This window comes from Paenibacillus radicis (ex Gao et al. 2016) (assembly GCF_014641555.1).
Lineage (GTDB): Bacteria > Bacillota > Bacilli > Paenibacillales > Paenibacillaceae > Pristimantibacillus > Pristimantibacillus radicis.
The window spans coordinates 132,556-146,185 of record NZ_BMHY01000010.1 but is presented as its reverse complement, the minus strand read 5'-3'; the positions used below and the strand labels follow the sequence as shown (position 1 = coordinate 146,185).

At 44.3% G+C, this 13,630-nt stretch carries 13 protein-coding genes; 10 read left to right on the top strand and 3 right to left on the bottom strand.

All coding sequences use genetic code 11. The annotated features are described in order from the left end of the window. Nucleotides 1-17 precede the first annotated feature (17 nt). From IEX98_RS22165 to IEX98_RS22125, 9 genes are all read left to right on the top strand, one after another. Nucleotides 18-2,426 (top strand): NEAT domain-containing protein, encoded by a 2,409-nt coding sequence (locus IEX98_RS22165; RefSeq protein WP_188891515.1) that lies wholly within the window; start codon nucleotides 18-20, stop codon nucleotides 2,424-2,426. Nucleotides 2,427-2,524: 98 nt separating this feature from the next. Beyond that, nucleotides 2,525-3,442, top strand: a complete 918-nt coding sequence (gene isdE, locus IEX98_RS22160) for a heme ABC transporter substrate-binding protein IsdE (RefSeq protein ID WP_188891693.1) — start codon at nucleotides 2,525-2,527, stop codon at nucleotides 3,440-3,442. Nucleotides 3,443-3,458: 16 nt separating this feature from the next. Beyond that, nucleotides 3,459-4,442: a FecCD family ABC transporter permease gene (locus IEX98_RS22155; protein WP_188891513.1), complete on the top strand. Its 984-nt coding sequence runs from the start codon at nucleotides 3,459-3,461 to the stop codon at nucleotides 4,440-4,442. Beyond that, entirely contained in the window at nucleotides 4,432-5,208 is a 777-nt protein-coding gene (locus IEX98_RS22150; RefSeq protein ID WP_188891511.1) for an ABC transporter ATP-binding protein, read from the top strand. Before IEX98_RS22155 ends, IEX98_RS22150 begins: the two co-directional genes overlap by 11 nt. A gap of 68 nt (nucleotides 5,209-5,276) precedes the next feature. Beyond that, on the top strand, nucleotides 5,277-5,846 hold the full coding sequence (locus IEX98_RS22145) for a hypothetical protein (RefSeq protein WP_188891508.1): 570 nt from the start codon (nucleotides 5,277-5,279) through the stop codon (nucleotides 5,844-5,846). Nucleotides 5,847-6,055: 209 nt separating this feature from the next. Continuing rightward, complete coding sequence (gene groES, locus IEX98_RS22140) at nucleotides 6,056-6,337, top strand: co-chaperone GroES (RefSeq protein ID WP_102714681.1); 282 nt, start codon at nucleotides 6,056-6,058, stop codon at nucleotides 6,335-6,337. 75 nt (nucleotides 6,338-6,412) lie between these two features. Then, nucleotides 6,413-8,047, top strand: coding sequence for a chaperonin GroEL (gene groL / locus IEX98_RS22135; protein ID WP_188891506.1), 1,635 nt, complete (start codon nucleotides 6,413-6,415; stop codon nucleotides 8,045-8,047). Nucleotides 8,048-8,208: 161 nt separating this feature from the next. After that, entirely contained in the window at nucleotides 8,209-9,120 is a 912-nt protein-coding gene (locus tag IEX98_RS22130; RefSeq protein ID WP_188891504.1) for a tyrosine-type recombinase/integrase, read from the top strand. Nucleotides 9,121-9,366: 246 nt separating this feature from the next. Then, entirely contained in the window at nucleotides 9,367-9,708 is a 342-nt protein-coding gene (locus IEX98_RS22125) for a hypothetical protein (protein ID WP_188891502.1), read from the top strand. Between the two features lie 165 nt (nucleotides 9,709-9,873). Here IEX98_RS22125 and IEX98_RS22120 read toward each other — a convergent pair whose 3' ends face one another. The 3 genes from IEX98_RS22120 to IEX98_RS22110 form a co-directional block, all read right to left on the bottom strand. Further along, complete coding sequence (locus tag IEX98_RS22120; protein WP_188891500.1) at nucleotides 9,874-10,698, bottom strand: hypothetical protein; 825 nt, start codon at nucleotides 10,696-10,698, stop codon at nucleotides 9,874-9,876. A gap of 1,725 nt (nucleotides 10,699-12,423) precedes the next feature. After that, nucleotides 12,424-12,657 carry a hypothetical protein gene (locus IEX98_RS22115; protein ID WP_188891498.1) on the bottom strand — a complete coding sequence of 78 codons (234 nt, stop codon included), beginning with the start codon at nucleotides 12,655-12,657 and terminating at the stop codon, nucleotides 12,424-12,426. Continuing rightward, nucleotides 12,654-12,908 carry a helix-turn-helix domain-containing protein gene (locus IEX98_RS22110; protein ID WP_188891496.1) on the bottom strand — a complete coding sequence of 85 codons (255 nt, stop codon included), beginning with the start codon at nucleotides 12,906-12,908 and terminating at the stop codon, nucleotides 12,654-12,656. The genes IEX98_RS22115 and IEX98_RS22110 overlap by 4 nt, the downstream gene beginning before the upstream one ends. A 183-nt stretch (nucleotides 12,909-13,091) precedes the next feature. Between IEX98_RS22110 and IEX98_RS22105 the strand changes: the two genes are divergently transcribed. Beyond that, nucleotides 13,092-13,571, top strand: coding sequence for a hypothetical protein (locus IEX98_RS22105; protein WP_188891494.1), 480 nt, complete (start codon nucleotides 13,092-13,094; stop codon nucleotides 13,569-13,571). Nucleotides 13,572-13,630: the final 59 nt, after the last annotated feature.

Sequence of the window (13,630 nt, the reverse complement as noted above, 5' to 3'; positions counted from 1 at the left end):
TGAGGGGATATGAAGAAATGAATAAGAAATGGTTCAAGCTCATGACAATGGCGCTGCTGTTGTTCGTCGTATTAGGGACGGTACAGCTGTATCCGGCGCAAGCCGCTTCAAACGATCGGTTGACAGACGGAGTCGCCATTAATTTCAAGGTGTTAAAGGATCAGACCGAAGATATATCCGTTATGGATGGTTATTTGGTAAAACCAGCTGTATTGAAGCTGGAAAACGGTAAGAGCTATATTTACGCCACGCTGAAAAACAGCGATTGGATTACCGTGTTTCAAACACAATTTAACGGCGCCTACACGGATGCTGACAATGTGCAGGAAACGACTATTGGCGGTATCAAACACCGCGAAGTTAAATTCGAAGTAACGGATTTGGGCACGAAGCTGAATGCAAAAACCCATGTCACGATCCCGCCGGAAATCGTTCCAAACTACGATCATGACTATGATGTTCAACTGCAATTCAATGCGGCTGCAGGCGATTCTGCGGCGCTGCTCACAGCAGTAGCGGCTGCACAAACGGTTTATGCCGCGACGCAGGAAGGAACGGCTCAAGGCCAATATCCAGCTGCAGCTAAGCAAGCTTTTAAAAATGCCATCGATGAGGCATTCCTGACCGCTTACGATGCAAATGCAACAGCTGGAGAAGTAAATGGCGCGTTGCCGATTCTTCAAGCGGCTGGCAGCACTTTCGCTAATTCAGTAATTGGTGAGCCGACGCAGCAAGTTAACTATGTCGTTATCAATGCAACGAATACGTTCAAGGCTTCCAGCATGGAGCGTTACTTTACGAAGCCGGCTGAAGTGAAAACCCGCAATGGCAAAACATACGCTTCGTTCTCCGTAAAAGAGAGCAGTATTATTCCTAGCTTGAAGGTGGAGCAAGACGGAGCGCTCGTTGAAACGACGGTCGTCAGCTCGAACCCAACTGCTGATACAAGAGTGGTAGAGTTTGAAATCGACAGTTTGACAGATGATTTGACCGGCTCGGTCAGCATCGATACCGTTATTAACGGTCAAGCTTACAAGGCGACACACGGCATTATTTTTAAATTTAGTCCTGCGAACAAAACAGCGCTGGATCAATTGGTAACTAGTACAGAATCATTGTACAACAGTGCAGTGGTCGGCACAGAGCCTGGACAATACCCGCAGAGCGCAAAAACAGCATTGCAAACGGCAATCGACGCAGCTAAAACAAAAGGAACATGGCTGGCGGCTCAAGCTGCTGTAGACGAGGCAGTTACGGAGCTGACGGCGGCAAAAACTGCCTTCCAGGCGGCAGTAGTAGGAAACAACAATGGCGGTGGCGGCAACAACGGCGGCGGAACACCAAACCCTGAAGTACCAGGTGATATTGCGGACGGCACTTACAACCTGTCGTTCCAGATTTTGAAAAAGGGCACTAGCTCCGCATCTGTGATGGACGGTTATGTTGTGCGTCCCGCTAAGCTCGAAGTATCAGGCGGCAAGAAATATGTGACGCTGCGACTGACGAAAAGCAATGAAATTACAGGGTTTAAAGTAGAGGGTGTTAGCCCTACAGTTACGGCAACTAATACTTCTGCCAATACGAGAGACGTTAAATTCGAAGTCTCCAACCTGAGCGGCTTGATCAATGGCTGGGTCAAAATCGATTGGGCGGAAATCGACTATCATCATGAATACGATGTTCAAATCCAGTTAGGCGGCTATAGCGCTTATACCGGCGATCCGGGCCATACAGGTAATCCGAAACCGCCAACAGATCTTCCAGGCGAAACACCTGGGAAAGACGAAGAAGGCGGGAAAGACAACGAACAAAAACCAGGCGGCGGCAACCCTTCGGTCACTTTGAAAGACGTAGCGAACAGCTGGGCTAAAGCTTCGATTGAGCGTGCCATTTCACTCGGTTTTGTAACAGGCTATAGCGATAACAGCTTCCGTCCTGAAGGAACAATTAGCCGCGTAGAATTTACGGCTTTGATTAGCAGAGCATTGAAGCTGAATAACGCTTCGGGTTCACAAGCGGTATTCAAAGACAATGACAGCATTCCAGCGTGGGCAAAAGCTTATGTGGAGCACGCGGTGGCAGCAGGCGTAATTAGCGGGTTCGCCGATGAATCCTTCCGTCCGGCGCAAAATGTGAACCGGGCTGACATCGCAGTGATGATGGTTCGCGCACTTGGCATTACCGTTGACGAGAAAGCCGAACTGACTTTCGCCGATGCCGATGCAATTCCGGCTTATGCGAAGCCTTACGTAGCTGCAGCGGTTAAAGCCGGCTTAATTACAGGCCGTGAGAACAACCAATTCGCCGCGTCCTCCAACGCTACGCGGGCCGAAGCGGTAACACTCATTCTGCGTGCTTACGATTATGCGGAAGCACAAGCAAAAGCAGCGGAAGAAAGCAAGAAGAAGGAAGAAAAAGCAGCCTAAACCGGGCGTAAGAATGAAACTAGAAATCGAAGAGGATGCCGGGAAACCGGCGTCCTTTATCGATTTTTCTCCTTGTAGAGAAAGGAATGGGGCTATTGATGAAAGGGTTTGGAACAAAGCTCACGCAGCTCGCTCTGCTGATTCTGCTCACAGCAGGCTGTGCGGCGCAGTCGCAGCCAACTGAGAAACCAGGGCAGGATGTTCAACAAGCGGCTGCAACCACAGTACCTTCAGAAAAACCGGAGGCGCGTATCGTTTCGACTACTGTTGCGATTACGCAAATGCTGGACTTGTTGGGAATTGACGATGTTGTCGGCATTCCTTCCAGTTCCAAAACGCTGCCGTCCCGTTATGATGGCGTGAAAAAGGTCGGCAATCCGATGAGCCCGGATATGGAAATCGTCAAATCGCTCAAACCGACGGAGGTGCTTTCCGTTACGACACTCCAATATGAGCTCGAGCCGGTATTCAAAAATGTCGGCGTAGATGCGACTTTTCTTAACTTGACGAGTCTTGGCGACATGAAAAACGCGATTATAAAGCTGGGTGAGAAATACGATCGTGCCGATCAGGCAAAGGGGATCGTGAAAGGCTACGACGATAAAATTGCCGATATCCGTCAAAAAACCGAAGGCCGTCCCGCTCCAACCGTACTTATTTTGCTAGGTGTGCCTGGCAGCTATTTAGTAGCGACCGAGCATTCGTATATCGGCGATCTCGTGAAACTAGCGGGCGGTGTCAATATCGTGCAAGGCGAAAAAGTTGAGTATCTCGCTTCCAATACGGAATATTTGCAGCAGGCGAATCCCGACGTTATTCTTCGGGCGGCACACGGCATGCCGGAGGAAGTTGTGAAGATGTTCGACGAGGAATTTAAAAAGAATGATATTTGGAAGCACTTCAACGCGGTCAAGAACGGCCGGGTGTATGACCTGGAGGAGTCGTTGTTTGGAACGACGGGCAATCTGGCGGCAAACGAAGCGCTGGATGCGCTGATGGGAATGCTGTATCCATAATTGGGGGAAGCGTGTTATGTACAAAAAAGCTGCGTGGTTTAGCGCCGTCATTATTTTATTGCTGGGAGTGACGATATTCTCGGCGATGACTGGAAGCATTAAGGTCGGCCCTTTGGAGCTGATTAAAGGTTTAATAACGGGAACGAATGAAGAGGTCGCGGTCATCCGGGATCTGCGCCTTCCGCGCTTGATCGTTTCATTGCTTACAGGAGCGGCGCTCGCGGTATCGGGTGTATTGCTTCAAGCCGTTATGCGGAATCCGCTGGCGGATGCAGGTGTAATCGGCATTTCCTCGGGAGCGGGACTCGTGTCGCTGCTGATGGTGACGATTTTTCCGGCGATGTATTTCTGGATGCCGCTGTTCTCCTGCATTGGCGGAGCGATCGCTTGTCTGCTTGTCTACTCATTCTCCTGGCGTTCAGGACTGCAGCCGATGCGGCTCATTCTGGTGGGCGTCGCCATAAATGCGACTTTCACGGGACTGGCACAATCCTTTAACTACCGGGGCAGTTACGCGGTAACGTCCGTCAATCAGGCGATCAGCTCGATTTTTACGATGAAAACCTGGGCCGACGTCGAAATACTGGGACTGTACGGTTCGATCGGACTGGTGCTGTCCCTGTTTCTTATTTCCTGGTGCAATATGCTTTCCCTGCAGGATAAAACGGCGGGCAATCTGGGGCTGCGGGTTACACAAGCCCGTCTCCTGATCTCCGTTGTTGCTGTGCTGCTGGCCTCTGTTGCAACGGCAGTCGGCGGATTGATTGCTTTCGTTGGCTTGCTTGTCCCCCACATCGGAAGAATGGCGGTGGGCTCCGACCATAAGGCGCTGATTCCGTTCTCGGCTTTGGCGGGGGCGCTTCTAATTCTGACGGCGGATACGCTTGGAAGAACGATTTTGGCACCGACCGAAATTCCCGCTTCTATAATAATGACCGTGATCGGCGGCCCGTTTCTCATTTTTATGCTAAGGAGGAGTGATCGCCATCATGGAAATTAACGAGCTGAGCTTCTCTTACGATAAACAAACCGATTCTATTAAAAATGTAACCTGCACCGTGGCCGAAGGCGCCATTACGACGATAATCGGACCGAACGGCAGCGGCAAGTCGACGCTGCTTGGACTGATGTCCCGCAACTATGCGCCCCGCCACGGGCAAATCGTGCTGGACGGCAAGGAGCTTAGCGGCTATAAGCCGAAGGAGCTTGCGAAAAAGCTGGCTGTCGTTCATCAGCATAATGAAGCGCCGGCAGATATGACGGTTGAGAAGCTGGTCAGCTTCGGCAGACTTCCGCACAAAGGGCTCTTCCGGCCAGATAGCGACGAAGGCGAAGAAGCGGTGGAATGGGCGCTCGCCAGCACGAATCTCATCGGCAAGCGCGAACTGCGAATCGACCGGTTGTCCGGGGGCGAGCGGCAGCGGGTGTGGATTGCGATGGCGCTCGCGCAGAAGACGCCGATCTTATTTTTGGATGAGCCGACGACTTATTTGGATATCTATTATCAGTTTGAAATTCTCGAGCTTGTGAAAAAGCTGAATGCGGAGCATGGCCTGACGATTGTGATGGTGCTCCATGATATTAATCAAGCGATTCGCTACAGCGACAATCTCATTGTTATGAAGGAAGGCGAAGTGCTTGTTATGGGCGATCCGGAGACCGTAGTGACACCGGCTGTTATGAGGACTGTCTATGGCGTTGATGTGAAAATCAGTCATGACGAGGAGTCCGGCATCTATATGCTTCCGCTCGGAATTCGCGCTTGAAATCAGGAACAAAATGGGCGCCCTGCTCGTCAGAGATAATAGTGAAAAATTGACAAAGGGGCGGACGGATGAAAAACCTGTATGTACTTCTGCTAGTTCTGGTGCTCAGTGCCTGCAGTAACGAATCGGTTAATAAAATCGACGAACCGGAACGGGGCGGGGGCGGGCAAGGTGAACAGGCATCGCCAGCACCGGCTTTTATCGAATCTCGGATGGGGGATTTTGTTCTTCGTCTGGATACCGGCAAGTCGATCTATGGAACAGAGGATGCTGTGGCGATCAGGGCGTTATTGAAATATGACGGGGATAAGGAATCGGAGACGATCTACCATGCGATGTATCCGGTCGCGTTTGGCGTAACGGAGCTGACGAGGGGAATCGACTTCGGTTATTCCATGGAGGATCCATTAATTACGACTGAGATGCAAAAAGGAATGTGGCTGGAGTTACCCTACAAAAAAACGGCTGGTTATATCGATTCAGATTCACAAGCAGCTTTTATTGAAGCGTTTCTGAAAGGGGATACGTTTCCGGCAGGCGAGTATAACATCAAGGCTTTGGCCGACTTTTATACCGAGGCAGGCGGGAAGAAAACCGACTATCAGTTTTCGGCAGATAAACAGATAAGCGTTCATTGAAGCGGGAGTAAAAAAAGACGGCTTGCTCCTTATAGGTTATTTTACAAAAGGCTATAATGGTTAAAGTGCCCGTGGGCGGCTATAAAATAGAGGAAGCACTTGAAATCGAAGCGAAAAAAAAGTATGATAATTATGGTTGTTAGCACTTTACGCTTACGAGTGCTAATAAAAAACAATAAGCGACAAACTTTTTAAGGAGGCTATTTTCAATGATCAAACCTTTGGGTGAACGCGTACTGATCGAAGCGATCGCAAAAGAAGAGACTACCGCAAGCGGTATCGTATTGCCGGACTCGGCTAAAGAGAAACCGCAAGAGGGCAAAGTAGTAGCAGTAGGCAGCGGTACGTTGAAAGATGGCGTTCGTGTTGCGCTTGAAGTAAAAGAAGGCGACCGCGTTCTTTTCTCCAAATATGCAGGAACTGAAATCAAGTACGAAGGCAAAGAGTATTTGATTATGAAAGAAAGCGACATTCACGCGATCTTTGGATAAGCCCCGTTAGGGACATATAGAGCAAGAACCTAAGTATCACTATACATTTATTTATTTTCCGGGAGGTAATCGATAATGGCTAAGGACATTAAATTTAGTGAAGAAGCTCGCCGCTCCATGCTGCGCGGGGTTGACGCTCTTGCAAATGCGGTTAAAGTAACGCTCGGCCCTAAAGGCCGTAACGTTGTACTGGAGAAAAAATTCGGCAGCCCGCTCATCACGAATGACGGCGTATCCATTGCGAAAGAAATCGAGCTTGAAGATGCTTTCGAAAACATGGGTGCACAACTCGTTAAAGAAGTAGCTACAAAAACAAATGACGTTGCCGGTGACGGAACGACAACTGCTACAGTTCTGGCTCAAGCGATGATTCGCGAAGGTCTGAAAAACGTAACAGCTGGCGCTAACCCAATGGTTATCCGCAAAGGTATCGAAAAAGCGGTTAAAGCAGCTGTTGAAGAGCTGAAAGCTATCGCAAAACCAATCGAAGGCAAACAATCGATCGCACAAGTTGCTTCGATCTCCTCGGCAGACGAAGAAGTTGGCCAACTGATCGCAGAAGCGATGGAAAAAGTCGGCAACGACGGCGTTATCACTGTAGAAGAGTCGAAAGGCTTCGTTACGGAGCTGGAAGTGGTTGAAGGTATGCAATTCGACCGCGGCTACGTGTCCCCTTACATGATCACAGATACGGATAAAATGGAAGCTGTCCTCGACAACCCATACATCCTGATCACGGATAAAAAAGTATCGAACATTCAAGAGATCCTTCCGGTTCTTGAGAAAGTTGTTCAATCCGGCAAGCAATTGCTGATCATCGCTGAAGACATCGAAGGCGAAGCGCAAGCTACGCTGGTAGTGAACAAACTTCGCGGCACATTCACTTGCGTAGGCGTTAAAGCTCCAGGCTTCGGCGACCGTCGCAAAGCAATGCTGCAAGATATCGCTGCTCTGACTGGCGGCCAAGTGATTACAGAAGAGCTGGGCCTTGAGCTGAAATCGGCTACTGTAGAACAACTGGGCTCCGCTCGTCAAGTACGCGTAACGAAAGAAAACACGATCATCGTTGACGGCAGCGGCGACGCTTCCGACATCGTAGCTCGCGTGAACCAAATCCGTGCGCAACTGGAAGAAACAACTTCCGAGTTCGACAAAGAGAAACTGCAAGAGCGTCTGGCTAAATTGTCCGGCGGCGTAGCGGTAATCAAAGTCGGCGCGGCTACTGAAACTGAATTGAAAGAGCGCAAGCTCCGCATCGAAGATGCACTGAACTCCACTCGCGCAGCTGTGGAAGAAGGCATCGTATCCGGCGGCGGTACAGCTCTGATCAACGTATACAATGCAGTTGCTGCTGTTAACGCAGACGGTGACGAGCAAACTGGCGTTAACATCGTATTGCGCTCCCTCGAAGAGCCGATTCGCACAATCGCTGCGAACGCAGGACAAGAAGGTTCCGTAATCGTTGAGCGTCTGAAAAACGAAAAAGTCGGCGTAGGCTACAACGCAGCTACTGGCGAATGGGTAAACATGTTCGAAGCGGGCATCGTTGACCCTGCGAAAGTAACGCGTTCCGCGCTGCAAAACGCAGCTTCCGTTGCGGCTATGTTCCTGACAACTGAAGCCGTTGTTGCTGATAAACCAGAACCTAAGGGTGCTGGCGCTGGCATGCCTGATATGGGCGGCATGGGCGGTATGGGCGGCATGATGTAATAAGGGTAGATAAGGCTTTTCAGCCTTTCTGCTCTAAACCATCAGACCAATATGCTCCTTGAATTGTGGTCATTTTGACTTCGATTTGTGAAGCAGTCACTGTTACAAATAATAAATGAAGCAATAACCACTTCTTAATATTTATTAAGGAGTGGTTTTTTGTGTTGTTAAAGTTTGCATTTCAAGATTTTTTAGATGACCGCACGTTCAAGAATACGACAAAGGTTAACATCAGGAATTATCAAACGTTACTTGGCGAGTTCATCAATTACTGTGTGGAGAATGAAGTAGTCAACGTTGAAAATATTACACAAAGTCACGCAAAAAGCTACTTGATACATTGTCAAGAAAAAGGAAATAAAGCTGGTACTGTAAACACAAAACTTATGAGAATGAGAGCATTCTTCAACTACATGGTGGAGTGCGAGGTAATAAAGATCAGTCCAGTTAAAAAAATTAAGCTATTGAAAGATGATGTGAAAGTTGAAGTATTTAATGACGAGCAAATTATTCAAATGTTGAGTTACTATAGGAGAATTAAACGCAGAGAGAAGAGTTATTGTGCCTATCGTGACTACATGCTTATTGTTGTGATTTTAGGTACTGGTATTAGAAGAGGGGAAATTATCAATTTGAAATGGTCAGACATTGATTTTGAAAATCAATCAATATCTGTCTTTGGCAAAACGAGACGTAGAGAGACATTACCTATGACAGAGAAACTAACCAAAGAACTTCGAGCATATCAAACCTTCTGCAAACAACACTGGGGGAAGACTAGCGAATATGTCTTCACAAAGAGGGACTATAATCAGATAACTGAGTTTTCACTAATGCAGATATTTCAATATTTAGGCGAGAAGATGAATTTTCCAAACATAAGAGTGTCACCGCACACATTCAGGCATACTTTTTGTCATCGACTTGCTATGTCAGGTATGAGTGCTTTTGCTATCCAGAAGCTAATGCGGCATCAAAATATAGCTGTGACAATGCGATACGTTGCTATGTGGGGTAATGAATTGCGGGAGCAAAACGATAGGTACAATCCATTAAACTCTCTAAACATCTAAATTACGTTGATAATAATTGGAGGGAGTACCTGTGGTTAGACAATTCACAGTTCAAATAGAAGACGATGCAACCAACACACGTCTTGTACAAATCGCCCAACGTCACTGTAAATTGGCTTTGGAACATTCCGCGCCCAATACTCCATCTGAGGCCGCAAAGCCATCAAGCAGGAGATAAAGCAGTTACTTGAAGAAAGGGATGCCTTACTCACCAAAAATCAAATTAATTAAAATGGAGGATTCATAATGGTTTCTTTGAACGATGTGAGCGAAGAAGAAAGAGTGCTTTTTGTACAATATAAGTCTTTGGTGTATGAAGCGATTGAACTGTCTAAAAGGCAATATACCTATGAAAAGATCATTGGATTGATTCAAAGTTCTGCAAGAGAATATGGTGCTGATTTTAATTTTGCAACAGTGGAAGAAATCATTTTAAGATGTGATGTTGAATTAAGTTCGATTAGAACTACACTTATCCTTAACGAATTAGAACAAAGCAAACTTATTATTAAGCTAGGTGAGACATTTGCGGATTTGAGTGAATCTTATCCTGATGACTTTCCTTTTCCTTTCCTTACTGAGGGGTAGCTGCATAGAGTTGAACGGCGACCTTACCAGTTTGTTGTCGTGAGTTCTAACATTGAAGTAATCCATCTTTATCAAGGTTGTGATGGATTACTTCTTTTTATCTTTGAGTGTGAGTAATCTAGTTGAGTATGGCAAATAACCCAAATAGAAACTCTGAACAGTAATTTATTCAACTAATGCTCCTGATTGTTTAAAGTATGGTCTTAACACCTCTTCAACTAATTTATCAAGAGTTACACCACATATATCGGCTATGTCTCTAATATTACTTTCATTAAAAATAAATTTCCCTCTTCTATAACGGATACTTAATTTTCGTTGATTGATTACATTCTTTAATTCTTCTGTTGATAGATTGTTATTATGTACAATGTTATTTCTAAAATCAATCCATTGATGTACTTTTTGAAAATCAGGAGTTCCAATTAATACGGAATTTGGATTTGTAGTAAGTGCTTTTTCAAAATACTTTAGGTACTTTATTATTCCTTTGTCACGTTTACAAACATCTTCTATTTTCGGAAGGTGCGTGTCTATTTCAATTATTTTTTTATAAAATGAATGTAAAGTTGATTCAAATGAACTTAGAAATTGAACAATAGTTCCTAATGAAAACACATTTTGTTCTAGGTCTAAGTTTTCATAAAAGTGCCTCTTTGCTTCTAAATTTCTAGAGACAATAATTTTTAAATGTTCTTTTTTTTCTTCATCATCTTCATCTATTAATAGCTTATCTATTTCAGATCGTTCTTTTAAATAACTGGTTTTAAATTTCTGTTCTTGCTCTAAAGATGTTTTAAACAATTTAGTTGTTGCTCTTAACAATGCTAAAGATTCATCATGATAAGAATTTATGCAAGTGTACAATCCAGAAAAAAGTTCTTGTCCTCTTTTATTATGTTGCATTTGACTCAACATTAAGGTTACAGAAAAGTAAAATCTGCGAATAGGTAATTCTTGTATAGGTGTTTCTTCAAAATTGTTCTCCAAATAAATCATCCCTTCTATATAAAAGTTTAATATTAGATTTATAATACTATAAAACGCTTAATGATTAGGTAAATGATGACTTTGATGAATCGTTCGTATAGTAAGGTAACTCACCGCTGTCAGCAAATAGCTAGTAGGTTTAGGTGATTGATATATTAGAAGATGCGTTATCCCTTGGAGAAAGGCTAGTAACTATACTTGAGGTGATACATGGGCGGAAAGAGGTTTTTTAATAACAAAATTGATGTTAAAGACTTGCAGAATAGCAAATTAGCTACTCAGCTATGGGGCTATGGGAAGTGTATAATATAACTGACTGAGCCTCCTTGTTTACAATACTGCTGTGAGGCGTTTGTGTATAGTTTGACGCTCTTCAATCAGATAGGATGAATGAATTATCACCTAACCAGCAAGAGCGCGTAAAACTGTGCTGGAATAGCTTAAAGGAATCAACAAGAAGAAAGCTTATTGCATGTTAGTGGCGGTAAGGTTTCTTCTTGTTTACCCCCAATGCATACATATTCATCACTGCTCCAATTAAACCAGTAACCTCACTCTGCGTCCTGCTCAAGGCAATTGCCGCTCTGATAGCATCTGAGAGCACATCACATATGGTTGTACGCTCTTCAGAGCGCTTAAACAGGGAAATGTTGATCAGACAATTTGAGGAGCGTGAAGTGATACTGGAATGGCTAATCGCAGGTCATAGCCTTGAAGAGTATTTTCATCTATCTAATCTACGTTCCTTACTTGGTACTGTCTGTTCATATCAGGAAAATGGGTACTGTTATGCTGGTTGACCAAGATACATAGCTATATTTTGTAGCGACTATACTCCTGAATACTACTGAGAAGCGTTTGCGTACAGCCATACGCACTACAATCAATTAAAGGGGAATATTAATCGCTAAACCAATAGAATCGCATTAAGCTATACTGGAGAGAGTTTACAGAATTGATGTATGGGTTAATGCTGTTTGAATGAAAAGTCACTAAAGAAGTATTATGACTATTCAAAATTAATATTTTGTGTTTTAGAAGCAAAAATACCGATACTTACTTCATTATTTCGATAATCGATTAATGCTATCGTCCGACAAAGTGAAAGGGGAGTAGCCCCATAAGCGAAGCGACACAAGGCGAAGCCGCCCGATTGGAGAACTTCGTTCGACAAGAGATATTAAAAGAATATTAAAGATTTAAAAAGAATATTATATCCCATTTTGGGTGAAAAATATCACGCCGATTTCGCTCCACTGAGGGCAGATTCCGAAAAATATCACGCCGATCAAATTTCGGAATTGACACCTCAACCATAGAGCGGTATAGCTTTATGGGGGATGCTTGGCATATCCTAAACTGAGGGAAAATTATCACCCCAAAATGGTAGCCAGAGGGGAGAATCGGGCAAAATATCAAGGGTAATTTTGGAGTGTAAAATGCTCAGAAATCCCTTGGGAATTAAGTAGTTTTGTCGGTTCACTACTCAGAATAATAGTATCTTTCTTGGCTGAGTGATTCTTGTAGAAATCCTCGTAGCGTGGTTGAGCGGTGTCTCCTGCTTCCTCAATAGCAATGAGAGCGCATCATGTAAGGTTGTGCGCTCCTTGGTAGGCTCAGACACAGGAATGTTGGTTGTGGTGAGTAGAGGGCGTAGAGCATTATTGGAATGGCTATGGAAGTGGCGTGATATAAATCTAACTAAACATCGCTCAATAATCAATCTTAATTAACAATCCTCTGTTTTAGATATTCCTTGTTAGTCCCATCACAAATACCTAAATCTAACTCCAGATGGAACAAGAAATCCGTAATGGCTTCATGTTGTTCGTCATTCAACTTAACGTCCTTTGATTGATACCAATTGAGCAGAGATACAAGACAGAAATCCTTGGGGATGAAGACTCCTGCTTCGTTTTTAACTACACCAAGCTCGAGAAGTGTTTTATCTGAAATCATTGTTTGTCCTCCTTCTCTTCAATGACAGTAAATAAATCGCCCATTGTAATGTTTAGATAGCCACACACATTTGCTAACAAAGTTGCAGGGAATCGAGCATCTTCAATTTTAACTTTACCGTCTTTACCACCGACCATTTTGTAAATAGTTCCTATTCGTTCTCCTGTATCCTTTGAAAGTCTATATGGAGTAATATTTTTCTCTTTCAAAATATCGTCCAAGTTACAAATCAACGTGTACCGTTTATCCATGATATTCCCTCCGAAAGTAAAATCAACTATTGACATTAAACGTCTATAGTCTTATAGTGAGTGTAGAAAGTATATACGTTTAACGTCTATACTCGTAAAACGATTATATCATCTTGCTAAAGGAATGTATATACATATCCTTACTTTCCTATTGCCAAAAACCAAACTAAGGAGCGAATAACCATGACAGTTGCTAAACTACTCAAAGAACAGACTAATAATACGGACTATGATACTTACGAATCCATCCTATCCAATCTTGGTACATCAAAGCATGCATGGATTCAATTACTGCAATACAACGACATTAATTATATCTGGAAAGAGACATTGAATTTCCTACTTCAAACAGATGACGATCTTCAAGAATGGAACAACTACTGGAGCGGCAATATTGATAACTTGATTGCTAACATTAGCGATTATCGGCAGTACAAGATTAAGCAAAGCCATGCCAATCTTACACTTGCTGAATTTAAGCGACTTTATCTTGAGGATGCGAGATTAGCATTGGAGCGGCTATTTGTCGAACCGATCTATGACCATATTGTTGATAAACTTAATGATTCTGGAATGGATTCCGCTCACATATACCACCGGAGGATTCAAGGCACTATTGAGCGAGTTCATGGATGTTGGCTTTATGAAGAGGCAATAAGCTAATAAAATATGCCTTTATTTCAGATGGGTTATAGTGGTAATATTCCAATTGAGACAAAGAT